The organism is Enterococcus sp. DIV1368f, assembly GCF_051712245.1.
Lineage (GTDB): Bacteria > Bacillota > Bacilli > Lactobacillales > Enterococcaceae > Enterococcus > Enterococcus faecalis.
On record NZ_JBIOON010000001.1, the window covers coordinates 2,237,018 to 2,260,023 of the forward strand.

A 23,006-nucleotide genomic window follows, 5' to 3' on the forward strand; every position below is an offset into this window, starting at 1 on the left:
GGAAAAAAAATGACTGAGCAACAACCCAAAGAAACAACATCTGTAACCAATACATTGGACGATTTATTAAGTAATCCATTTTTATCAATGGATGAACTAACACCAACGCAACAAAATGAACTATCTGAGTTAAAAGAACAGCAAGCAGCTCCTCGTTTAATTGATAAATTACCACAAGAACGTCAAGCCCAAGCAAAAGAGTTAGCTTCAAAAATTGACGTCCAAGATTCACAAGCAGTAATTACCTATGGTTCAAATGCCCAAATCAAACTCGGCGAATTTTCGCAAGCGATGTTAAACCACGTTCAAGCACAAGACATTGGTCCTGTTGGTGATTCACTGACCGATTTAATGTTTCGTTTAAATGAAGCCAATCCCAATGAATTACGTGCTGGCGAAGGCAACTTTATTCAAAAAATGTTAGGTAAAGTCAAACAATCCGTTTACGAAATTACCGCCAAATATCAAAAAATTGGTGCGCAAATTGACAAAATTGCTGTCAAATTAACCCATGAAAAAGATGGTCTTTTAAAAGATAATGCCATGTTAGATCAATTGTATCAAAAAAATAAAGATTATTTTGATGCCTTAAACATCTATATTGCCGCTGGGGAATTAAAAGCAGAAGAATTACGGACGCAAATTATTCCTGAAGCCATGAAAAAAGCGGAAGAATCTGGAGATCAAATGGATGTCCAAATTGTTAATGATTATAACCAATTCCTAGACCGTTTAGAAAAAAGAACCCATGATTTACGCTTGGCTCGTCAAATTACGATTCAACAAGCCCCACAAATTCGTTTAATCCAAAATACTAACCAAGCTTTGGCTGAGAAAATTCAATCATCGGTGAATACAGCGATTCCGTTATGGAAAAACCAAGTAGTCATCGCCTTGACCTTACTCCGTCAAAAAGATGCTGTGACTGCTCAACGCCAAGTCTCTGAAACCACCAATGACTTACTGAAGAAAAATTCAGAAATGCTAAAAATTTCTGCAATTGAAACAGCAAAAGAAAACGAACGTGGCCTAGTCGATATTGAAACATTACAAAAAACACAAAATGATTTAATTGAAACTATCCAAGAAACATTACGTATTCAACAAGAAGGAAAAGAAAAACGCCAAGCTGCCGAAATCGAACTTGGCCATATGGAAGAAGATTTGAAAAATAAATTATTAGAATTAACACAATAAACAACGTTTAGAACAAACTTCTTATAGTACAAGCCTGGGACAAAAATCCAAAGTGATTTTTGTCCCAGGCTTGCTTTTCTTTTTACGCTTGAATATTGTATTTCAGCCACTTAATGATACAATAAAAGAAAACCATGTTTCTTTTTGAAAGGAGGAGCAATTGTGCCACAATTTGCTTCTAAAGCCGAAGAAAAAAATTATTATGAACGCCAAGCCAGCTTAGCAGAGTTTTTAACTTGGTATCATCAACAAGAATTACCTGAATATGAAAAACCCTCTTTAACCGTTGATATGGTTCTTCTTTGTTACAACAAGGAAGCCGATCAATTGAAAGTCTTACTGATTCAACGTAAAGGTCACCCCTTTAGAAACTCATGGGCGCTTCCTGGCGGTTTTGTTAATCGCAACGAATCTACTGAAGATAGTGTTTTAAGAGAAACAAAAGAGGAAACTGGTGTGGTGATTTCTCAAGAAAATATTGAACAATTACACAGCTTTAGTCGCCCAGATCGAGATCCTCGTGGCTGGGTCGTGACAGTCAGCTATTTAGCCTTTATTGGTGAAGAACCTTTAATTGCTGGCGACGATGCCAAAGAAGTCCATTGGTTCAATCTTGAACGGCATGGTCAACACATCACGTTATCTCATGAAGATGTGGAAATTACTTTAGACTTGAAAACAGCGGCCTCTCTTGGTAAAGATACATTAGCCTTCGACCATAGTGAAATTATAATTAAGGCGTTTAATCGTGTTGTTGATAAAATGGAACATGAACCGCAAGTGCTTCAAGTCTTAGGAAAAGATTTCACCATTACGGAAGCCCGTAAAGTTTTTGCGAAGTTCCTCGGCGTTGATTATCGCAGCATTGACCATTCAAATTTTAAAAAAGCCATGACACAATATTTTGAAGAATTAGGTGAACGTCCCGTTGGCATTGGCCGCCCTTCAAAAATTTACCAATTGAAAACAACAACAGGTTTCTAAGAGGAGGGAATATTTTTTGACTGTTTACTTAAGAAAAGCAGAACCTTCTGATTTGCCTGACATCCTTGCTATCATTGAAGATGGACGCCGCACCTTACAAAAAAGTGGCATTCCCCAATGGCAAAACGGCGATGGCCCGAATCAAGAAATTTTAGCAAAAGATATCGACCAGCAAACTTGCTATATTTTAATGGTTGAGGATACCTTGGCAGGCGTTGGTGTTTTATGTTCGGAGATTGATCCTGCTTATGAAGCGATTTTTAATGGTTCTTGGCAACCTCATTCTCAAACTACGTATACGGCAATTCATCGTGTTGCTCTAAAAAGTTCCTTTCAAGGTCAAGGACTGGCTTTGGTGCTTTTGCGCTCACTGGTTACAGCCGCTCGTTTGCAAGGTGCTACTGATATTCGAATCGATACACATCCACAAAATCTCGCTATGCAGCACCTGATTAAAAAAGCTGGCTTTGTTTATCAAGGTGACGTGATTTTAGATGTTAACGATGGCGAACGTTATGCTTATCAGATGATATTGAAATAAAAAAGTTAGGGATAACTGCCAGATTGACAGCTATCCCTAACTTTTTACATCTTATGAACACTATGAGCGCTTTGAATGCCCTCACAGGCTTCTTTACAAGCTTGATTAATTAATAAATAAGAGGATTCTTTTTGGCGGATTCCTAATTGATATTTCAATTCATCTGTCACTTGGCAAGATTCACTTAATGCCTCTAACCAGAAAAATACTCCTTCTTTATACGTATCTAATCCTTCTAGCAAGATTTTCGTTGCTTCTTTATCATAATACGGCTCTAAATTTTTACGAAACATCATTTCTTCTGTAAAAAAACGATTCACATTATTTCGGCAAAACATATAAGTGTCACGGCCTCTCCGATGTGCAGCCTGATTACAACCGTATTCTTGAACTTCTTTAGAGATGGCTTTGAAAATTTCGTTGTATACTTCAATTCTTTGCATAATTGACAAAATGGTATCTGTATAACTAAACATAACTCCTTGCTCCCTTCCCCTTCTAAGTAACAAAAATTTGCTTGTTACTTTCATTATAAAGGGAATGTTGGGTTTATATCAAATGATACGCTGTTTTCTTGCTAAAATCCTTCGTTTTTTCCTTAGAAGAATAATAAGTAAGCGGATTACTTAATCTGTTATGTTCGGATTTTCTAGACTTGGAAAATAAATTATTTTATAAAGCCATTTTCCGTTTTAACTGATGGCAACGGGCCAGTCTGTGTATTGCCAGGAACACCAATATACGTATTGCCGTTGATGGAAGTCATTTCGTTTTCCTCAGCTGCTTCATCTTGAACGGTATAATCACTTTGATATAAAAATTCACCGTTCGTATGGAAGACATAGCCGTCTTGATCTCGTTCATCTGGCTTTTCTAAATTTAAAGACACGCGTAATTGATGACGGACATTTTCAATACTATCTGGATATAGTTCAACCATACTGCGCCCTTCATTACTAAAAGTGCGCCAGTCAAAAGAAAGCTGTTGTTTATCATAATTGGTCCAAGTCAAGCCTTCTTTGACTAAATGAGTCAATTCATTGGAATCCACATCAGTTTGAATGTTTCCATTTAACGAATCAATAATGTCCATTATTTTCATGATTGATTGACCAGATTTCAACTTGTCTTCAACTGCTTGAATAATTTCTTGTTGTCGGAATCCACGCATAATATCGTTATCGCTATGTCTTTCACGGGCATAAGATAAAGCTTTCGTACCATCTAAATGCTGTTTCCCTGCATCAAAATGAATGGATCCTGGCCCGTCTTTGGTGACACCATCAAACGCCTGCTTGACATTGACATCTATGCCGCCAACTGCATCAATTAACTTAATAAAAGATAAAAAGTTAAACACAACGTAATGATTGATTGGAATATTCAATAATTTCTCAACTGTGTTAACAGAAGCTGTTGGTCCATCGTAGGTATAGGCGGCTTCAATTCGTTGCATCCCTTGGTAATTTTTTGCATCAATTTGAACAAAACTATCCCGTGGCAAACTTAAATAGGTTATTTTCTTCGTCTTGTTATTCACGGTAATCACCATCATAGCATCAGTCCTAGTTGTGCCTAATTTCCGTTCAATTGTATTGTCTAGACCCATGACCAAAAACGATTGACTATCTTTATTTTGCGCTTCAGTATAATCATTTTTTATGGGAACATAGCCTTTATCAATTGTTTTCTTTAAATAGCTACCAGCTACAGCAAAGTATGCTGAGCCGACTGTGACAAAAAACAAAATGATGACTAAACTAATTAAGCTGATTTTTCGCTTCCTACTCATTGGCTGTACTTCCTCTCTCTTGAAAAGTCTCCACCATCATTACTACTCCTCTAAGCAGACAAGAGACAAGTCTATCTTACCAGTCCCCTTCAAAACTAAACATAGCAGAATTTATATAGGGGTATAACCTAGAGGAAACAAAAAAGAGGGGCTTGTTTGTTTAAAAGCCTCTCTTTTTTGTTATTTATTTTTGTGTTCTTTTTTGAACAATTCCACCATTTTTTGCTGTGGTTTTGGAAAAACATAGTCCGAAAATTGTTGTGCTGCTACCCATCGCTGCGACTCTAGTGTGGCTAATTCGCCTGTATTTCGGCCATAAAAGACTAAGATATGCCATTTTAAATGACTGAAAATATGAACGACTTCGCCTAAGGCACGTTTTTGCCAGACAACTGTTTCATAGTCCGTAAAAAAGCTGACAGGTTCTTCAGCGACCAAAGGCTCTGTTACAGGCTCTAACTCTAAAGTTAATTGTTTTTCCGTTTCTGCTGGTTGCGCCAGTTTTTGCAATTGTTGAAATTGTTTTTTGCTAATTTCTTCAATCGGAAACAGCCACATATTGGCTAACAAACCGGTTTCAGGTCGTTGTTCTAATAAAAATTCTTGCTTTTTATTTTCAATAATAGTGCCGACATAATACACATCTTTCGGCTTAACTTTTTTTGATTTGACTGGATAAGCGGTCATTTTATCTGCCTGATAGGCCGCACAATATTGCTGAAGCGGACAGCTTTCACACTTAGGGGAAGTTGGGGTGCAGACGGCTGAGCCTAGATCCATTAAGGCTTGATTAAAATCCCCTGGACGCTCACGATCGATGATTTTAAGCATCGCCGCTTCAAATACTTTACGACTACTCGCTTTTGCAATATCTGCATCAATTTCAAATAAACGGCTCACTACCCGCATGACGTTACCGTCAATTGCTGGTTCGGGGAGATTAAAGGTAATACTGCCAATCGCACCAGCCGTATAGGGACCGATTCCTTTTAAACTCCGAATATCTTCGATTGTATCAGGCATTTTCCCACCAAATTCTGAAACAATCTGTTGCGCTGCCACTTTTAAATTACGTGCTCGTGAATAGTAGCCTAACCCTTCCCAAGCTTTCAACAACTTATCATCTGGCGCTTCCGCTAAATCTTGAATCGTCGGAAACCATTCCATAAATCGATAAAAATAATCAATGACTGTATCTACGCGAGTTTGTTGTAGCATAATTTCAGAAATCCAAATACGATATGCATCTGTATTCGCTCGCCAAGGTAAATTGCGTTTTTCTCGTTCATACCAAGCTAAAAAATCTTCCTGGAATAAACTAACTTTTGCGGGACTCCACGCCTCCCAAGGCTCTTTATTCGTCATGTTCTACTTCCTTTTCGCTAATAAATTGCTGAATCAAATCATAGTCAAACCCTTTTTGGAATAAGCTTTGTTTGACTTTTTGGACTTTTTTAGAAAAATCAAATCGCTGATTGGCACGCCATAAACGTTCGCCTTCCTTGTTTAACGCTTGTTGTTCTTGTTCTTCGTCCTTTTTAAAAGCTAAAGATTCCAAAGCTAGATCAATGATTTCATTTGTAAAGCCCTTTTGCATCAGATGCAGACGCGTTTTCTGTAGTGCATCTTTAAAACTTTTAGTTCGATAGCGTTTCATGGCTTTTTCTGCAGTTGCTGTGGCAACATTAAGTTGTTCATCTAACGTATAAAAGGTCAAGCCATGCTGAATATCTTCTTCACTAATGCCTTTTTGCTTTAATTGTTGTGCCACATTTCGTGGTCCTTTATCACTGGTTCGCATAGCTGTCCGTACGTAACTTTCACTAAAAATTGCATCATCCAACAACCGCAGCTCTTCTAAACGTTGAACGATTTTTACTCGATCTTCAGGTACAATTTCTTTCTCTTTTAAATAAGTAAAAATCTCTTTCTTTGAACGTAATTGATAGCTTAAATAATTCATCGCCATTTGTAACCCGACATCATAAGAACTGGCTTTTTTTATTTCTTCTATTAAAGTATCTGATAACTCTTGGCCTTTTAGCAGACGCTGCCGTACTAAAATATCTTCCGAGACACGCAGTTTTTCGCCTGAAGATAGCCAAAGTAGATAAAATTCACCTTTATCTTTACTAATTCGTGTGATTGTTGTCATCTTATTCTCCTGCCCCTCTAAATCAGAACATATATTCTACTATACCATAGAATCCTTGGAAGCCAAATAAATAAAAATGTGCTAAAATGGGAGGAAGTGAAAAATGTGAGATGACTAAAGGATGAAAGAATATGACCCAACAACTAGTAAAAAAAGGCCAACAAATTTCTTTAAAAATTAAACGATTAGGAATTAATGGCGAAGGTATCGGCTATTATAAAAAATTAATTATTTTCGTTCCTGGGGCGCTACCGAAAGAAGAAGTGACTGCCACGATCACAAATGTTACACCCAAATTTGCTGAAGGAACCCTTCAATCTGTCAAAAAAGCTGCTAAAGATCGCGTGGTCCCTCCTTGTCCTGTCTATGAAACATGTGGCGGCTGCCAACTACAACATTTAGCCTACAAAGCACAATTAGACTTTAAAAAAGATTTATTAAAGCAGGCACTTAACAAATTTAAACCAGCCAATTATCAAAACTATGAACTACGAAAAACAATTGGGATGGAGAATCCTTGGAATTATCGAAATAAAGCCCAATTCCAATTACGCCAAATCGATGGCCAAGTAGAAGCTGGTCTCTATCAAGCTGATTCACATCAATTAGTACCGATTGATAACTGTTTGGTCCAACAGCCTGCGACAACCAAGGTGATGAATACATTAGTTGATTTATTGAATGACTTTCAATTACCAATTTATGATGAACGTAAAAATAGTGGTATCTTTCGAACATTAATGGTTCGAGTGGGCATCCAAACTGGCGAAGTCCAAGTAGTTTTCATTACACAATCGCAGAAATTTCCACAAAAAGAAAAAATGGTTCGCGCAATTAATGAACAATTACCAGAAGTTGTTTCTATTATGCAAAATGTCCAAAATAAAAAAACCTCTCTAGTAATGGGTGATGATACCCTTCACTTATGGGGCAAAGAAAGCATTGAAGAACACATTAACGACGTTGTCTTTGATTTATCGCCGCGAGCATTTTTCCAATTGAATCCAGAACAAACGGAAGTTTTATATAATGAAGGAATCAAGGCCTTAAATTTACAACCAAATGAAACTGTTGTTGATGCTTATTGTGGCGTCGGGACCATTGGCTTAAGTTTAGCGAAACAAGCGCATCAAGTTCGTGGTATGGATACCATTCCCGCCGCAATTGACGATGCTAGATTCAATGCAAAACGACTTGGTGTTACGAACACACATTATGCTGTTGGAACAGCTGAAGACTTATTACCTAAATGGTTCAAAGAAGGCTTTAAACCTGATGCCATTGTAGTTGATCCCCCACGGACTGGTTTGGATCGTAAATTATTAACGGCCCTTTTGAAACAACCACCTAAGAAAATGGTGTATATTTCTTGTAATGTATCCACGTTAGCACGTGATTTAGTTCAATTAGCCAAAGTATATCAAGTAGACTATTTACAATCTGTTGATATGTTTCCACAAACCGCTCGTTGTGAAGTTGTCGTAAAATTAACGAGAAAATAAAAAAAGGCACCAAGTTTCACGAAATTCGTGAGACTTGGTGCCTTTAACTAATTAAACAATTATTTACTTAATTAGCTATTTTTTCGTCCGAAGAAGAATGAAACCACAGCAACTAAGATTACTGCCCCAATAATTGATGGCACAATTGCCATACCTGCTACGTGAGGACCCCAGCTACCTAAGATTTTTTCTCCGATAAATGAACCAACTAAACCGGCAACGATATTCGCAATCCAACCCATTGATTGACCTTTGCTTGTAAGTGCGCCAGCGATAGCACCGATAACAGCACCAACGATTAAAACCCATAAAGTATGCATAAAATAATTCCTCCTAAATGCTTTATCTAGCGAATAATTCGCTATGTTACTATTATGGACTACTTTTATTAGATAACAAAATAGTTTGCTTGTTTCCATGAAAAAAAAGCAATAATTTCTGATAATTTCATTAAAAAAGCTCAGAACAGGAGACCGAAGTGCACTGTTCTGAGCTTTTATTTAAGAAATTGTTGGTCGTTTTACTCGTTCATGTGCGACATCCGCTGCTTGAATCTCTTTATTATTAAAAGGTGTTAAGCGGAATGCCAATTGGAATTCTTCAAACGTAGTCCGGTATTTTTCTAATTGCCACTGACCACAAGAGTAGCTACCTAGGGCATTTTGTTTGTAATCGATATTTAAAACAACATACTCACTTTCTTGTAATTCATTGGTATGCTTAGCAACATCTAGCGCTTGTTCTTCAAAATAAGAAACACTAAAATTATATGAATCAGCCGCTGTTGCTACTACCCCTTGGCCGCGATCATCCGTGAATGCGGACCATTTAGTCGCCATGTGGTTACCATTGGCTTGTGGAACAACATAATTAGTGAACATTTCCGCCACTGTAGCATCATAAACGCCAAGTAAACCAGCTTCTTGTGAATCTACATAGTTTTCTCTCGGCCCTTTACCGAAATATTTTACTTCTGATAGAGACTTGTCTAAATGGAGAGTCACACCCAAACGTGGTAACATATCTGGCGCATTTTCAATTTTACCAGCAGGACTACCTTTTAAATCGAAGAAAATTTCGCCATTTGGTGCAATTAAATACTGATAGGTACATTGATAATGCCAAGCACTGTTAGTCGTTCCGTTAATTGTTTTTACGATGACTTGGATAAAATCATCAACTTTTTTCCACTCAAAAGAACGGACAATTTCATGCTCTAAATGTAAGAAATATTTCTTCTTCATTTCATCAATAATTTCCATATCATTACTGATTGGTGCCCGCCAAAATGTAAATCTCGGCCCTTTATGCAATAATTTTTTACCATCTCGTGTCACATTCGTTAAGGCGCCCTTTACTTTATCAAAATTAATTGAAAAGTTTGGTCCTTCAATGTATAAATGAGGGCCAATCTCCTTTGCCATCAGCGAGCCAACTGGTGTGATCTCAATCCCTGGTGTTGCAATTGGCAATTCAAACTGTGCGGTAGCTAATTCATGACCAGCAGATGCATAGGCGGTCGTTTCTTTCAATTGATATGAAAGAGTTAAATAATAGGCGGCTCCTGCCTTTTTAGGAAAATCTAAATGATAAGGTAAGTGCAGTCTTCCTTCTGCTCTAGCAGCAATTGCTGGCACTGCTACTGTCCCTGATTGAATCACTGTTTGATCTTCAGTAATTGTATAAACCAGCTTAAAGATAGCCAAGTTTTCAAAGTCAAACCGACTCAATAATGAGAATTCACCTGACAGAACGTCAATAGCGCTAGTTGTAATGGGTTCAATGACTTTTTTGTATTCATACAAGCTAGGAGATGGCGTACGGTCAGGCATCAACATCCCGTCAATACAAAAATCTTTGTTACTTGGATCATCGCCGAAATCGCCGCCATAACGATAATAAACTTCACCGTTATCTGTTACAGATTCAATGCCATGGTCAAACCATTCCCAAATAAAGCCACCTTGTAATTTATCATGAGCATAAAATAGCTCTTGGTATTCTTTTAAATTCCCAGGGCCATTCCCCATCGCATGACAATATTCACATAAAATATGCGGTTTTTTTGAATTTTCAATAATCGTATTCATCAGTAATTCTCTAGTTGGGTGTTCCAACCACGTATACATTGTAGAATAGACATCCGTGACCTCTGCCTCAAAATCACCTTCATAATGAACCAAACGTGTTGGATCCATTTCTTTGGCAATACGGGCCATTTCAATAAAGTTATGACCAAACGCAGATTCATTTCCTAACGACCAAAAGAGAATTGATGGATGGTTTTTATCCCGTTGAATCATCCGTACCATCCGAGAAACATAAGCCGTTTCCCATTCTGGATCGTTGCTAATCCAATCATATTCTCCGGTTAATTCAAAGCCGTGACATTCCAAATCAGTTTCATCAATCACATACATTCCATATTCATCGCATAAATCATAGAAATAAGCAGATGCTGGATAATGACTGGTTCGAATGGCATTAATATTAAATTGTTTCATTAAACGAATATCTTTTTCAATTTCTTCACGACTAACCACTCGACCATTTTTCGGATTATAATCATGACGATTCATTCCTTTTAGTTTAATGGCCACACCGTTGACTAAGAAAGTCTCACCAGATACATGAATATTTCTGAAACCAACTTTTTGCGGAATAACTTCGACGACTTCCCCTTCAGAAAAAACAGTGATAAATAGTTGATACAAGTATGGTTTTTCAGCTGACCAAGCAGTGACAGACGGTAAACTTGCTGAAAATTCAACCTTACCTTGATTTCCTGCGACAGTCTCTTTAAGAACCGTTTTTCCCTGCTGATCCATCAACTCCAATTGAACTTGTTGTCCTTTGTCTTGCCAAAATTTACCCGTAATTGCCAAGTGGCCATTTTGATACGAATCATCTAAATCGGAAATAATAAAGAAATCTTCCAGCCCATTTTCTGGTACACCGAGTAATTCAACATCACGAAAAATACCACTTAACCACCACATATCTTGATCCTCTAAATACGTACCATCTGACCATTGATAGACTCGCACCGTTAAATCATTTGTTTCACCAATTTTAGCGTAAGGCGTAATGTCAAATTCTGCTTCATTTCGTGCACCTTTACTGTAGCCAACTTCATGGCCGTTCACCCAAACATGATAAGCTGAATCTACGCCACAAAAACGTAAAATGATTTTTTTATCGTGAAATGTTTCATCTATAGCAAATGTCCGTTTGTAAATACCTGTTGGGTTTTCTGTTGGTACATACGGCGGATTAATGGGAAAATTGTACCATAAATCAGAGTAATGCATTTTGCCATATCCTTGGACTTGCCAATTTCCAGGAACAGTGATTTGATCCATTTGGCTTGTATCAAAGTCCGTCGCAAAAAAGTTTTCTGGGCTGTATTCTGGCGCTTCTAAAAAGAGAAAATGCCAGCGTCCGTTTAAATTTTTGTATGCTTGTGTATATTTATTTTCATTTAGTAACGCTGTTTCTTTCGAGGGAAAGCTCGAAAAGTGTGCTCGTCCAGGCAACCGATTAATACTATCTACTTTATAATTTTCCCAAGTCTTCATAATCTATTTCTCCTTTACCAACTTCATTTTTTTCTTTTGTTTCATACCGTTTCCAGCAAATCCAAGCAAAGCCCATAAAAACAATTAAACCAATGATGTTATACGCCAACATGCCCAGTGGACTAGCGGTTCCTTTCGGTAACGTGCCATTGATTTCTTCCATGATTAATTTTGGATCCGGCACAGTTGACATAAAGAATACAAAGATAAAAATGGCTAATAAGAAAATTCCCGCAATTAAGCCAAAGGTTCGATTACCAAAGCGGAAACTTCTCGGCATTGTTTCTTTTTTCCAACGAAGCCCAATATAGGCGATTAACAAGAACAAGACAGGCACTAATGACGTAGAAGCTGTCATATTAATTAACGTTTCTAAAAAGCTATCCATATTTCCAATTCCTAGTGCTGGAATGGCAACTAAAATCGTCACAATAATTCCTTGAACTAACAAAGCATTGGTTGGATTTCCCTCTTCGTTCGTTTTCACTAGCCACTTACCGAAGACCCCATCAGGAATTTCTGAGAAAAATACTTTAACTGGTGCTGCCGTCCACAGAGCCAAAGAACCAAGACTTCCGACAAATAAGATAATTCCTACTAAGCGCACCATCATTGCTGCGGGAATATGGAAATACGTACCTAAAATTTTAAAGATATCAAAAATACCATTTGAAAAATTTCCTTTTAAGACGTCCGTTGGCACTACCAAACCTACAGCAACGGCACCAAGAATATACATGATGCCGACCGCAATCGTCGCACCAATCATCGTGCGGACAAACGTTTTATTGCCGCCTTTAACATCCTTAATGTATACGCCGATACTTTCACCACCGCCAACAGCTTGTAAAATCCACGCCATCGTCATGAAAAAAGTCCAATTAAAAGTTGGCATAATTGACGTCGTGGTAAACTCTTGTGCTGGCTCATTGCCAAAACCAAACACGACGACAAAGGCTAAAACCACAAAAGCTACGCCCATAAATAAACGAGCACCACCCGCTAAGCTAGTCACTTTCGAAATCCACGAAACCCCTTTAATACAAACCCATGTCATTAACCAAAATAACAGAATAGAAATCACTGCAATTATTTTAGTACTATGGTTTCCTTGAAAAACGTTTTGACCTAAAAAAGCGTATGAACCATAAATCAATGTATTCGGTAGTAATGAACAGAAGAAAAACAAGTTGACAAAGAAATATGACCAAGCGCCTAAAAATGCCCATTTAGGTCCTAACACAGATTCCAACCAACTGTGAACACCTGATTCATTTTCAGAATTAGCAGAAGCAAATTCTGCAATCATTAGAATAAATGGTAAAAAGTAAAAAATAGAGCCGAATAAATAGCCTGGAATAGTTGCTAGGCCAATCTGAATACTGTTGTTAACAATGCTGGGAAAGGCAAAAACCGCTGAAAAAGTCATGAGCATCAATGCGACAGAACCTAATCGTTCCCGTGAATGTGTTGCCATTTTACTACATCCTCTCTTTATCAAATTAATTAGTACTCACACATTGTAAAACGCTTACAGTTTTTTGAAAATAAAAAATGTTGCCTATTTCTTGTAAAGATGTTGACTTTTAGAAAGCCTTTACATACTCTTATAAAGAGGTGATAGCATGCAAAATGTTTTTACAAATAATGTCAGCATCCTGATTAATGATCAACCTATTAGCCAAGAATTTCATCTTTATGAAGCTGGCTATGAAAAATGCCGTCCGACAAAACCAACTGAGTTTGCTCCCATTAATTATTGGGTTTTGCATTATTGTAGCGATGGTGAAGGCTATTTTTCAACACCCTTTATGGAAAAACAACACATTACCGCTGGCGATTTGTTTATGATTCCAGCCAATTGTCGCAATATTTATTATCCTAATCGGCAAAATCCTTGGACCTATCATTGGGTCGGTTTTGTTGGAGATCTTTCGTCTCAGTATTTAGAAAAAATAGGCCTGACTACCGAAAATTGTATTTTAAAAGGAACTGTTGATAAGAAATTAGAAAGTTTATTTAAAAATATTTACCAAGAAGCGAAGAAACATAATCATTTTGGCAGTTTAAGTGAAAGCTTTCAATTGTTGAATTATCTAGAGCATCATTCCGTTACACAGCACGAAAACCAAAGCCAACAATTATTTAACCAAATTAAAATGGCTATTCACGAAAATTTTTCAAACAATCTTTCAATTAGTCAATTAGCTTCTGAGTATAACATTGATCGTAGCTATTTATTTAAGCTATTTCAGCGTTATGAACAAACAAATCCTAGTATTTATGTACAAAACTTAAAATTGCAAAAAGCCTGTTCTCTGTTAAGAAAAAGTTCCTTAACCATCACGGAAATCAGTTTTGAAGCAGGTTTTTCTTCACCTTCTTATTTTTCAAAATTTTTCTTCCAGAAAAAAGAGATGACACCTCGACAATATCGTCAACAGTTTTTGACTTAAAATAAATTGTTACTTATCTGTAGTTAAAGTAAAAAACGATTTATTTGATAATTTTCAAATTTAGGTAGTTCTTATAACTTATCTATTTTATAATTAATTAGGGTTTTATTATAGGTGGGAGTGTGATATATAGACTAATCAAAATCAATAAATAATTTACAAGTTTTAGCAAATAAACAATATTGGAGAGAAAAATGAAACATTTTATTAAAGAAAACAAAGGTTTAGCCATCTACAGCTTTTTAATTGTCTTTGCTACTTATGGTATTAAACTATTTAACAATACTTACGCTATTGATACTATGCACTTAATGACTAACTACAGAGGCTACTTAAAACATTGGGTTTCGATTGGTAGACCAGGATTAGTAGCTTTAAAGCTTTTAACATACAACTATGTAAATGTTTATTTTTTAAATTTGTTAGCTATTATTTTCTTTGCTATCGCCACTATCTTGTTGTGCTATTATGTTGATCTTTCAACTAAGCAGATTTATAACAAAAAGTATTTATATATTATCCCAAGTATTTTTCCAACCAGTCAATTATTTAGCGAACAATTTTACTTCGTCCTACAAAATTTTGAATTTTCATTAGGTATCTGTTTGGTTATACTTTCTCTCATTGCTATTTACCATATTCCCAATAAAATTTTTAAATTATTCGGCTTTTTGTTGCTGACATTTACACTTACTATGTACCAATCATTCTTTGTATTTGCGTGTACCTTAATTTTGTTCAAGATTTTAATGACATTGTATTTTGCTCAGTTGAATGACCTTAAAATTTCTTTTAAAGACTATGCCTTCAAAATTGGTCATTTTATTCTACTAGCTATTTCATCTCTCGTTCTATCTCAACTAATGACGGTGTTAGCGAAAAAAGTTTTAAACGTTGAAAGCTCCTATCTAGATAATATGATTCTTTGGGGTAAACGTCCCTTGATAGATTCTATCAATGATATTAAAGATTACGCCAAAGAACTATTCTTCCCTCCAGTCGGAGACACTTTTTTTACACCGCTGTTTTTGATATGTGTTCTTTTACTGGTCATTGTATTAATTAATATGTCCTATCTGAAACGAAAAAATGTTTTCTTCATCTTTATTACCTTGTTAGGTATTGTAATCACTCCACTCATGTTTACAATTTTAGGTGGAAAACGTCCGGCAATTAGAGGTGAAGTGCCTAACTTCCCTGCTGTTTTAGCATTATTACTTATCTTTATTATGATTTACTGGGGATACAACTTTGTGCTTAAACATTTATTAATTGGCATAGTAATTCTCTTTACTTTTATTCAAGTTCGGGAAACAACCAACCTAGAATATTCTGAGTATCTAACAGCGGAAGAAGATTTACGTACTGCGGAAATGATTACAAATAATATTTATTCAATGGAAATTGAGAATCCAGAATCCTATAAACTTTTAATGTATGGAAATCGTTCTCCTCGGAATGTTTCAAATATAAAAGGTGAAACAAATGGTGTCTCATTATTTGAATTCATGCCTAACTCGGTGCATACTAGTTTAAATACTTTACTCTATATGAAAACATTTGGATTAAATTTTAATGATCCTACACCAGAAGATTTTGAAAAACACAAAGCTTTACAAGCAGAAATGAATGTCTGGCCTAGCAAAGATTCTATCCGAGTGGTAGATGATTGTATTGTTGTTAATTTGTCAAAGTAGACAATTAAATTTTATAGATATTTTACTAGCGGTAGTTGTTTTAGCAAAAGACAACTACCGTTTGCTATAAAAAAAGAACCCTTGCCACACAAGGGTTCTCGAACATTCAAAAGTTGAATGAATTATTTTACTGTAATAAAAAAGGAAAGTTCTATCATACCCTAGCAAGTTCTAACCTCAAGAAAAACGTGTTTCTACTATTATATGATTCTGTAGAGTGCTGTGTTTTTCTATATTTTGTAGTCAAAGTTTAGTCAACCGTTCGCCAGCGTATAGAAAGAAATGTGCAAATCTAACCTCTTACTATATAGGAACGATTAATGAGCATAAGGGTTTGACAAAATAGACCCCGTTGAAGATATAGATTATTATACATAAAATTACTTGAAGAGCAAAAAAACTCAATCAAAAATAATTGAGATTTTTTATAAGTATCGTATATTATAACAAATTAGCAATCGCTTGCCCAATTTGGACTATAGCAGGCAAAGTTTTCGCAACATCTGGTAAGCTGTTATGTAAACGCTGCGCCAATCTAGGTTTCTCTTTATTCATTGCATCTTCTATTGACTCTATAACATCTTTTGCATCCTCTTGATCGGTTCCTTGGACATTCTCTATAATTTCCTTAACTGCTAATTTATAAATAGAGTTATCCTCAACACTTAGTGTAACATTGTTTCCGTCACCATTAGAATTAATAAAATTACCAGAATTTGTTATATCTTGATAGATTTTGCTCACAGTTATACCTCCAAATATAATATTAAGATTTTGAAATTTAAAAGTTTCAAGATCCTTTAGTGTCAAATTTCCTTCAACGTTTTCAATATCCTCTCGCTTGGTCTCTATTTCACCATTGGAGAAGATACTAAGAACTTTTTTTGGTGATTTCCTCCTGTTTTTTTTAAATGTCTTGGAATTTCAAAAAAAGGAACAATGATATCTTTTTCAACAAAAACTTCATGCCCACGATAATCTTCAATATATTCATTAAAAGGGATTTCCTCGTAAACATCATATACTGTACGCCCACTACATTCATACTCAGGGCATCTTAATTCATATTTAACAATTAGTTCTTCCCACTCTACTAATTGGAAAACATAGTCAGCAAAAACTACAATCGGTAATTTTGTGTAGGTTGAAATTGTTTCTAAATAAAAATGACTCACATTCCTTTTAGAAACATAATCAATAAAACCATCTACCTTGTTACGCATTGTTCTATGGCTAATTGACATTTCACATTCCTCCCTTTTACCTTGAGTTTATCTATTTTATTCAGCTACTGAAACCTCCACTAGTTTATCTACTTCTGTAGCATTAACAGTTTTGTTTTTTTGCTGAAAAATAGTATCTCTAATTTTTTTTATAGTTATTTCATTAGAATTACCAGGTAAATATACAGAATTGCTACGTCGAGCAACTTGTATCGTATTTTCTGTTTTAATACCATTAAATGAAGAATGAAATTTAACATATCCGCCTTGATTTGTCAAATAAGGTGATAAAGAAGAGTACAATGGCGAACTAATTAACGATTGATATAGAGTACTTAAACTTACTTTATCTAATCCGGCTAAAACTAAAGCCAAGAATGGCACTGGGTCTTGAGTATCGAATAAAACCTCTCTCGCAGCATCAATGGTCAAGCTATAATCTGGTTCAACATCTTCCTTACTTAGACCTTCGTCAATAACATTTAACACCGATTTTATAGCCTCTAATTGTTCATCAGATAAATTTTCCAATGAAAGTGTTGGCTCTCCGACAGATTCAATAAGATATCCATCTAAAGCTTTTGCTAAATTTTCAGTGTTATCTTCATGGTTTGCTAAAATGGAATACTCATAGGCATCTGGTCTGTCACCAAAAAAGCTAACTAAATTTTCCACAACTCTTTTAATAAGCTTTCCTTTGGCTCTAACTTCAATAATACCATTTTCTTCATCTACGAATGCTGTTAAAGACTTAATTTTTTTAAATCTTTGATTTCCGCTTGCAGTAGGTACATAGTAAAAACCATCTTGATATAAGTAACGTGCTAGGAAGCAATTACTACCAAACATTTCACTTGGACATGGAGCAATAGCTATTAATTGAGGTACGGTTGTAATAGTTTCTTCATCTATATTAAATATTCCATCCAAAACCACTGCCCCTTTATCTTTAACGATCAAATCCATTAATCCTTTTAAAGTTACTGCTTTATACCAAGTAAATGTAACTTTATTGGAAAATAAAGACAGTTCAAAATCAGAAAAAGCATTTTGTTTGGTAGCTTTATCTGAACTAATTTGTTCCCAAATTAATTCAGATAAAGCTACTTTTTTATGGTTACTAGGCTCATAACCTAAATTTTCTGCAACTTCTTTCAGAATATCAGATGGCAATTTTTGTAAATCATAAAAAGTCAAAATGTCTGCAAAAGTATTCTTATGTTCTATATTTTCTATTACTTCTACCTCATCTATTTTTTCTTCCAATCTTCTTCCTCCGCAAAAAATATATTTATGTATTAACCTAAAATCTACATAAATTTTACCAGATTATTCAGTACTTTAATAGAGAAAAGAAAAATTTTTATTTTTATGTATTAATCTTCAATGAAGTACACCCTCTAAACTAAAAATCTAACTTTAAGTGGTGCACTTCATTTGAGAAATTACGCATATTGAATAATATGTGATAGTCTACATTTATATATGATTCTGTAGAGTTCTGTATTTTGTGGTCAAAGATTAATACATGATGTATCGAAAAATGCTTGCGGTACAAAAAAACTCAGCCAAAGAATAATTAGTTAAGGTTCTTTTCTGATGAAATATTATTAATCCAATAAATCTTCGAATTCTTTTAACAACTCATTAAAATATTTATAAATTTGCTTGGTTTCTTCTGATTCAAAAATACCCTCCTGTTTAAGGACTTCAAAAATTTCGGCTTCCTTATTTAGAGTTTCTCTTAAAAAATCAAATTCATAAAAATACTCATTTTTATCTTTTAATTCCCATAACGGAATATTGTCATTGTTCATTTTACTTTTTATTGTTTCTAACTCTATTAAGATTTGAGTATAATTATCGTTCAATGTTTTCAAATAATCATATACGTTGTTAATAGAATGTATAATATTATAACTAATTAGATGTAGTACATTCTGTTTCAATTCTAAAAATAAATTATCTAATTCCTTATCAGTTCCTTCTACCTCTACATAGTATTTTTTAAAAAATTTATAATCTATAATTGCATACAATCCATTCAAATAGCCTAATTTTAATGATTGCCTTAAATTCATTTTTAAAATTGTAATAGATTGTTTTGAAATTTCTTCTAACGTATCTTTTGCTTTATTAATTGTTCTTTTTAATTCAATACCTTCTTTGGTAATTTTAAAAACATCAAAATCTCCTAAACCGTTTAAAACAAAATATATTATTGTGGCTACTAAAAATATTGCTACAATTTGCCATTCTTTACCCGATAAAGTAATAATTCCGATTGGAGTAAACATACATAACAAGAATTTTATTGGATGCTCATTTACCCATTTTTTATCCATTTTCAAATCCCTTTCTAATTATTTTATATAATACAATTATCACATATCCTAATTGAATAAGCTATACATTTTATGTACTTCCCCTCAAAATTTGAGGGGATATTTTTAGTATGATAGCACTTGCCCAGGATAAATCAAATTAGGATTTGATAGTCCATTTTTCTGTGCTAATACTTGATACGTTGTACCTAGTTTAGATGCGATTGATGATAAATTATCTCCTGATTGAACTGTGATGTTCTAGTAGTACTTGTTGTTCCGCTCACTTTTAAGACTTGCCCAACATAAATCATGTTAGTATCACTCAAGCCATTTAATGATGCTAATGCTTGATAGGTTGTTCCATATTTTGTAGCGATTGAAGATAGAGTTTCTCCACATTGTACCACATGTATTGTTTCTGATTGTTTATCAGGAACCGCATTCGCATCTGGTAATAGCTCAATATCGCCTTTACTAATCCATGACAAGATACCTTCCAGCAATACTTTGCTTCCAGTTACTTCTTGGACTTTGTAACTATTTCCTTTTACCAATTGAGGAACTAATTCACCAGTTACCCAAGCATCAACGTTAAATTTCACTTTAACAGTATCTCCTGTTTTAATTTCTGATTTTGGCTTATCGTTAGTTGCTGGAGTATCTGTTGCTGGCTTATCAGTATCTGTATAACCATTATCCGTAACTCCTGTTAAATCCACATTACCATCTAGTCCACCAGTAATGTAAGTGGATGTGAATTGCCAAATAGCAATGCCATCCATGCTTGGGAAATAGCTATATAATGGATTTGGTGTTACATCGTAACTAGGATAACCAGCGATCCATAAAGAATTGGGAAATTCTTTATGGATTCCACGTATTTCAATGTAAAAGGTTTATGGCTATAATGAACTGACCCAATAAACTGAGACAAAATAAAAAAGCACCTCTTGTTGAATTCACGTTAAAATGAATTTAACTAGGAGGTGCTTTTTCAATGGGAAATCGAGTTTCTTATCCGATTCACATCAAAGAAATGGCTATACAAATGAAAAAAGAGAACATTCCTGTAAAAACGATCATGGAAGAATTAGGAATTAAAAACAAAACACAAATTGAAACATGGTGGCGTTGGTACCGTAATGGTGAGAATCATCGATTGGTTCAACCGGTTGGAAAACAATATTCGTATGGAAAAGGGCCAGAAAATCAATCCAAGGAACAACAGCTTAAAAATGAAAATAAATTTTTAAAAATGCACATTGAAGTGCTAAAAAAGTACAAAGAATTGGAAAGGATGTGGAGCCAGAAGTATTTGTAGAATTAGTTAAAAGAGTGAAAGGGAAATTAACCATTACTGCATTGTGTCAACTTTTCGGCGTTTCGCGAGCGACTTATTATCGTTGGACTCATCGAAAAGACTTGGGAAAGTTAACACCTCTTGAAGAAGCTGTTCGTCGTCTTTGTTTCCAGCACAAGTTTCGATATGGCTATCGAAAAATTACTGCGCTGATTAACAAGGAATACAAAGTAAATAAAAACACCGTACAAAAGATTATGCAGAAATATCATTGGAATTGTCGTGTGAAAATGAAGAAACGCAGTAAAGTGGGACAACCTTACACGGTTGTCGAGAACAAGCTGAATAGACAATTTTCTTCAGATGCTCCTTTAAAGAAATTGGTAACAGATATTACTTATCTGCCTTTTGGTCAAAAGCAATTGTATTTATCTTCAATTATGGATTTATACAATAGTGAAATTATCGCCTATACCATCGGTGATAAGCAAGATACGGCTTTTATTCTGGATACACTTGATCAATTACCCCAAACAACGGATTGTCTATTGCATAGTGATCAAGGCTCTGTTTATACTTCTTTTGACTACCAGAATCAAATAAAAACAAAAGGCATTACCATGAGTATGTCCCGCAAAGGGACACCTTCAGATAATGCCTGCATCGAATCGTTTCATGCCTCACTAAAGTCTGAAACGTTCTACTTAGATGGGCTCACAAATGAACCTACATCTATTGTAATAGAAATTGTAAAAAAATACATTACTTATTATAATGAAAGTCGAATTCAACAAAAACTAGACTACCAATCGCCGATAGACTATCGGAAATCAGCAGTCTAGGAAAATGCTTTTTTATTCCTGTCTCACAATCTTAGGTCAGTTCCATAATACATCGGCGTATATCCAGCTTTTTTTATTCGAGCTTGCGCATTGTTCAAAATCTAATGCAACGATGGAATTTTTAGGCGTTTGAATCTTAGGCAAGAAATAATCCATTGTAGTTTTTGAGAACTCTACTAAGTCCTCTTTTTTACTTTGCCTCCTGTTCTACGCTATAACTTTCAATTAAAAACCATTTGCCACTTAATGACTAGCACCATAATTTAAAATCATCTCCCATCTTCATCATAAAGCGCCCTTTCTTTCCAAAAGCTTGAATCATTAATACACGTTGCCCTTTTTCATTAATTGGATAGGAACCCTCAAAAATTATTTCATGTTTTTCAAAGTATGCTTCTAAAATGGTTTTTAAAATATCTTCTGTTAACATTCCCATCGCTCCTCTGTTACATAATCAAGAAAAGCAATATAACCAAATGTATTTACTTCAAATTTCTTTATTTCGTTTTCAGTCATGTATTTACGTCCATACAATTCTTTCATATCACGCCAGATATCAAACGGAATAAAAGCATAAGTTTTTTTCACTTGAACACAAACACCAGCGCAAGCACCTAATTCTTCATGTAATTTTAAATAATTAAATTGTGCATCACTCACTACTGATTGCTTAATTTTATCTTCTAAGGTACTCTTAGCTTCAAAAATAATTGACCTACCACCTGTTAATGTTCCTTGGAAATCAGGTTGGGCTTTTTGGTTTTTGTGGAACTGTCCGACAAATTACCCACCCTGCATCTTACGTTTAACGGAAAATGGCTCTGGAGTTTTTTCAATAATCGCCATCCCCTTTTTCTTGTAATAATCACAACCAGCGAGAATTAATTTTTCAAACCTCTTTCCTTGTTCGTTTTTCATCTTGCTTTGAACTGACTTACTATACATATCACTCCACCTTTCTTTTTTTCTTCCACATTCTCAAATAGAAATGCCGACCCGTATCTTCGTAGTAAATTGGTTGAACTTCTGCAATGTCATAATTTTTATAAATACGTACAAGGTGTTCTTCCCCGTAATCGTTTGATAAAGCCATTTTTTCTATTTGATTTGGTGTATATTTATAATCGTTAGCAATTAAAGTTGGTCTTTTTAAATTACGTGAACTTGACCATTTTTTCTTATCTCTTTTACCGAATCTTGGTTTCATCACATAATTAGCAATGCCTGCTATACCATCATTATCAAATTGCAAACGGCGACAATTTGCCCTCCCAATTCTCTCTTTATTTTTTTCCCCGCCCTTTAGACCAACACCCTTCTATTTCCTCGCAATCTAAAACATCATTTAAATTAAATGATGATGGAAATTTTTAACTTGGTTGCCTTCTTCGTCTAATTCGTATTCTGTTACT

General features: G+C 35.0%; 21 protein-coding genes and 3 pseudogenes. 7 read left to right on the forward strand and 17 right to left on the reverse strand.

From position 1 onward, the window contains the following. Nucleotides 1-9 precede the first annotated feature (9 nt). The 3 genes from IGL07_RS10850 to IGL07_RS10860 all read left to right on the forward strand — a co-directional run bounded on the left by IGL07_RS10850 (nt 10) and on the right by IGL07_RS10860 (nt 2,722). A complete protein-coding gene (locus IGL07_RS10850) occupies nt 10-1,197 on the forward strand; it encodes a toxic anion resistance protein (protein WP_010817573.1) in 1,188 nt (395 codons plus the stop codon). Between the two features lie 144 nt (nt 1,198-1,341). Further along, nucleotides 1,342-2,181, forward strand: a complete 840-nt coding sequence (locus IGL07_RS10855; protein WP_002384084.1) for an NUDIX domain-containing protein — start codon at nt 1,342-1,344, stop codon at nt 2,179-2,181. Between the two features lie 16 nt (nt 2,182-2,197). Next, the gene (locus IGL07_RS10860) at nt 2,198-2,722 is read left to right on the forward strand and encodes a GNAT family N-acetyltransferase (protein WP_002356445.1); all 525 of its coding nucleotides are present in this window, start codon (nt 2,198-2,200) and stop codon (nt 2,720-2,722) included. Between the two features lie 44 nt (nt 2,723-2,766). On the opposite strand, the gene IGL07_RS10865 is transcribed toward IGL07_RS10860, so the two are convergent. From IGL07_RS10865 to recX, 4 genes are all read right to left on the reverse strand, one after another. Beyond that, complete coding sequence (locus IGL07_RS10865) at nt 2,767-3,252, reverse strand: hypothetical protein (protein WP_002356444.1); 486 nt, start codon at nt 3,250-3,252, stop codon at nt 2,767-2,769. Between the two features lie 137 nt (nt 3,253-3,389). Continuing rightward, nucleotides 3,390-4,514, reverse strand: a complete 1,125-nt coding sequence (locus IGL07_RS10870) for an LCP family protein (RefSeq protein ID WP_002368824.1) — start codon at nt 4,512-4,514, stop codon at nt 3,390-3,392. Between the two features lie 180 nt (nt 4,515-4,694). Further along, nucleotides 4,695-5,879 carry an A/G-specific adenine glycosylase gene (gene mutY / locus IGL07_RS10875; RefSeq protein ID WP_010817574.1) on the reverse strand — a complete coding sequence of 395 codons (1,185 nt, stop codon included), beginning with the start codon at nt 5,877-5,879 and terminating at the stop codon, nt 4,695-4,697. Continuing rightward, a complete protein-coding gene (gene recX, locus IGL07_RS10880; RefSeq protein ID WP_010817575.1) occupies nt 5,869-6,669 on the reverse strand; it encodes a recombination regulator RecX in 801 nt (266 codons plus the stop codon). The genes mutY and recX overlap by 11 nt, the downstream gene beginning before the upstream one ends. 131 nt (nt 6,670-6,800) lie before the next feature. On the opposite strand from recX, the gene rlmD reads away from it, so the two are divergent. Next, the gene (gene rlmD, locus IGL07_RS10885) at nt 6,801-8,171 is read left to right on the forward strand and encodes a 23S rRNA (uracil(1939)-C(5))-methyltransferase RlmD (protein WP_002384079.1); all 1,371 of its coding nucleotides are present in this window, start codon (nt 6,801-6,803) and stop codon (nt 8,169-8,171) included. A 71-nt stretch (nt 8,172-8,242) separates the two neighbouring features. Here rlmD and IGL07_RS10890 read toward each other — a convergent pair whose 3' ends face one another. The 3 genes from IGL07_RS10890 to IGL07_RS10900 form a co-directional block, all read right to left on the reverse strand. Beyond that, nucleotides 8,243-8,491, reverse strand: coding sequence for a GlsB/YeaQ/YmgE family stress response membrane protein (locus IGL07_RS10890; protein ID WP_002356434.1), 249 nt, complete (start codon nt 8,489-8,491; stop codon nt 8,243-8,245). 180 nt (nt 8,492-8,671) lie between these two features. Then, entirely contained in the window at nt 8,672-11,749 is a 3,078-nt protein-coding gene (gene ebgA, locus IGL07_RS10895) for a beta-galactosidase subunit alpha (RefSeq protein WP_010817576.1), read from the reverse strand. Continuing rightward, entirely contained in the window at nt 11,727-13,226 is a 1,500-nt protein-coding gene (locus IGL07_RS10900) for an amino acid permease (protein WP_002376526.1), read from the reverse strand. The genes ebgA and IGL07_RS10900 overlap by 23 nt, the downstream gene beginning before the upstream one ends. A 148-nt stretch (nt 13,227-13,374) precedes the next feature. Here IGL07_RS10900 and IGL07_RS10905 point away from each other — a divergent pair, with 148 nt between their 5' ends. Both IGL07_RS10905 and IGL07_RS10910 read left to right on the forward strand, forming a co-directional pair. Beyond that, nucleotides 13,375-14,205: an AraC family transcriptional regulator gene (locus tag IGL07_RS10905; protein WP_002356429.1), complete on the forward strand. Its 831-nt coding sequence runs from the start codon at nt 13,375-13,377 to the stop codon at nt 14,203-14,205. A 194-nt stretch (nt 14,206-14,399) separates the two neighbouring features. Further along, nucleotides 14,400-15,902: a glucosyltransferase domain-containing protein gene (locus IGL07_RS10910; protein ID WP_002374072.1), complete on the forward strand. Its 1,503-nt coding sequence runs from the start codon at nt 14,400-14,402 to the stop codon at nt 15,900-15,902. 441 nt (nt 15,903-16,343) lie between these two features. Here IGL07_RS10910 and IGL07_RS10915 read toward each other — a convergent pair whose 3' ends face one another. The 5 genes and pseudogenes from IGL07_RS10915 to IGL07_RS10935 form a co-directional block, all read right to left on the reverse strand. Continuing rightward, on the reverse strand, nt 16,344-16,646 hold the full coding sequence (locus IGL07_RS10915; protein ID WP_010817577.1) for a hypothetical protein: 303 nt from the start codon (nt 16,644-16,646) through the stop codon (nt 16,344-16,346). A gap of 104 nt (nt 16,647-16,750) precedes the next feature. Next, entirely contained in the window at nt 16,751-17,146 is a 396-nt protein-coding gene (locus IGL07_RS10920; protein ID WP_010817578.1) for a hypothetical protein, read from the reverse strand. A 36-nt stretch (nt 17,147-17,182) separates the two neighbouring features. Beyond that, the gene (locus IGL07_RS10925; protein WP_010817579.1) at nt 17,183-18,391 is read right to left on the reverse strand and encodes a hypothetical protein; all 1,209 of its coding nucleotides are present in this window, start codon (nt 18,389-18,391) and stop codon (nt 17,183-17,185) included. A gap of 344 nt (nt 18,392-18,735) precedes the next feature. Continuing rightward, complete coding sequence (locus tag IGL07_RS10930) at nt 18,736-19,470, reverse strand: hypothetical protein (protein ID WP_010817580.1); 735 nt, start codon at nt 19,468-19,470, stop codon at nt 18,736-18,738. A gap of 105 nt (nt 19,471-19,575) precedes the next feature. Beyond that, nucleotides 19,576-20,365 (reverse strand): annotated as a pseudogene (locus IGL07_RS10935) (LysM peptidoglycan-binding domain-containing protein); the annotation flags it as partial. A gap of 84 nt (nt 20,366-20,449) precedes the next feature. Between IGL07_RS10935 and IGL07_RS10940 the strand changes: the two are divergent. Then, nucleotides 20,450-21,594 (forward strand): IS3 family transposase gene (locus tag IGL07_RS10940; RefSeq protein ID WP_104879641.1). Its coding sequence is split into 2 segments (ribosomal slippage): nt 20,450-20,723 and nt 20,723-21,594, totalling 1,146 coding nucleotides; the frame shifts between segments, so codons are not numbered across the junction. A 44-nt stretch (nt 21,595-21,638) separates the two neighbouring features. Here the strand turns inward: IGL07_RS10940 and IGL07_RS10945 are convergent. The 5 genes and pseudogenes from IGL07_RS10945 to IGL07_RS10965 form a co-directional block, all read right to left on the reverse strand. After that, nucleotides 21,639-21,771, reverse strand: a pseudogene (locus IGL07_RS10945) (1,4-beta-N-acetylmuramidase); the annotation flags it as partial. A 73-nt stretch (nt 21,772-21,844) separates the two neighbouring features. Further along, nucleotides 21,845-22,024: a hypothetical protein gene (locus tag IGL07_RS10950; RefSeq protein WP_010817584.1), complete on the reverse strand. Its 180-nt coding sequence runs from the start codon at nt 22,022-22,024 to the stop codon at nt 21,845-21,847. Next, nucleotides 22,018-22,344 (reverse strand): annotated as a pseudogene (locus IGL07_RS10955) (Holliday junction resolvase RecU); the annotation flags it as partial. The pseudogene IGL07_RS10955 and the gene IGL07_RS10950, both read right to left, overlap by 7 nt. Nucleotides 22,345-22,377: 33 nt before the next feature. Continuing rightward, the gene (locus IGL07_RS10960) at nt 22,378-22,539 is read right to left on the reverse strand and encodes a hypothetical protein (protein WP_010817586.1); all 162 of its coding nucleotides are present in this window, start codon (nt 22,537-22,539) and stop codon (nt 22,378-22,380) included. Nucleotide 22,540: 1 nt separating this feature from the next. After that, a complete protein-coding gene (locus IGL07_RS10965; protein WP_010817587.1) occupies nt 22,541-22,846 on the reverse strand; it encodes a hypothetical protein in 306 nt (101 codons plus the stop codon). Nucleotides 22,847-23,006: the final 160 nt, after the last annotated feature.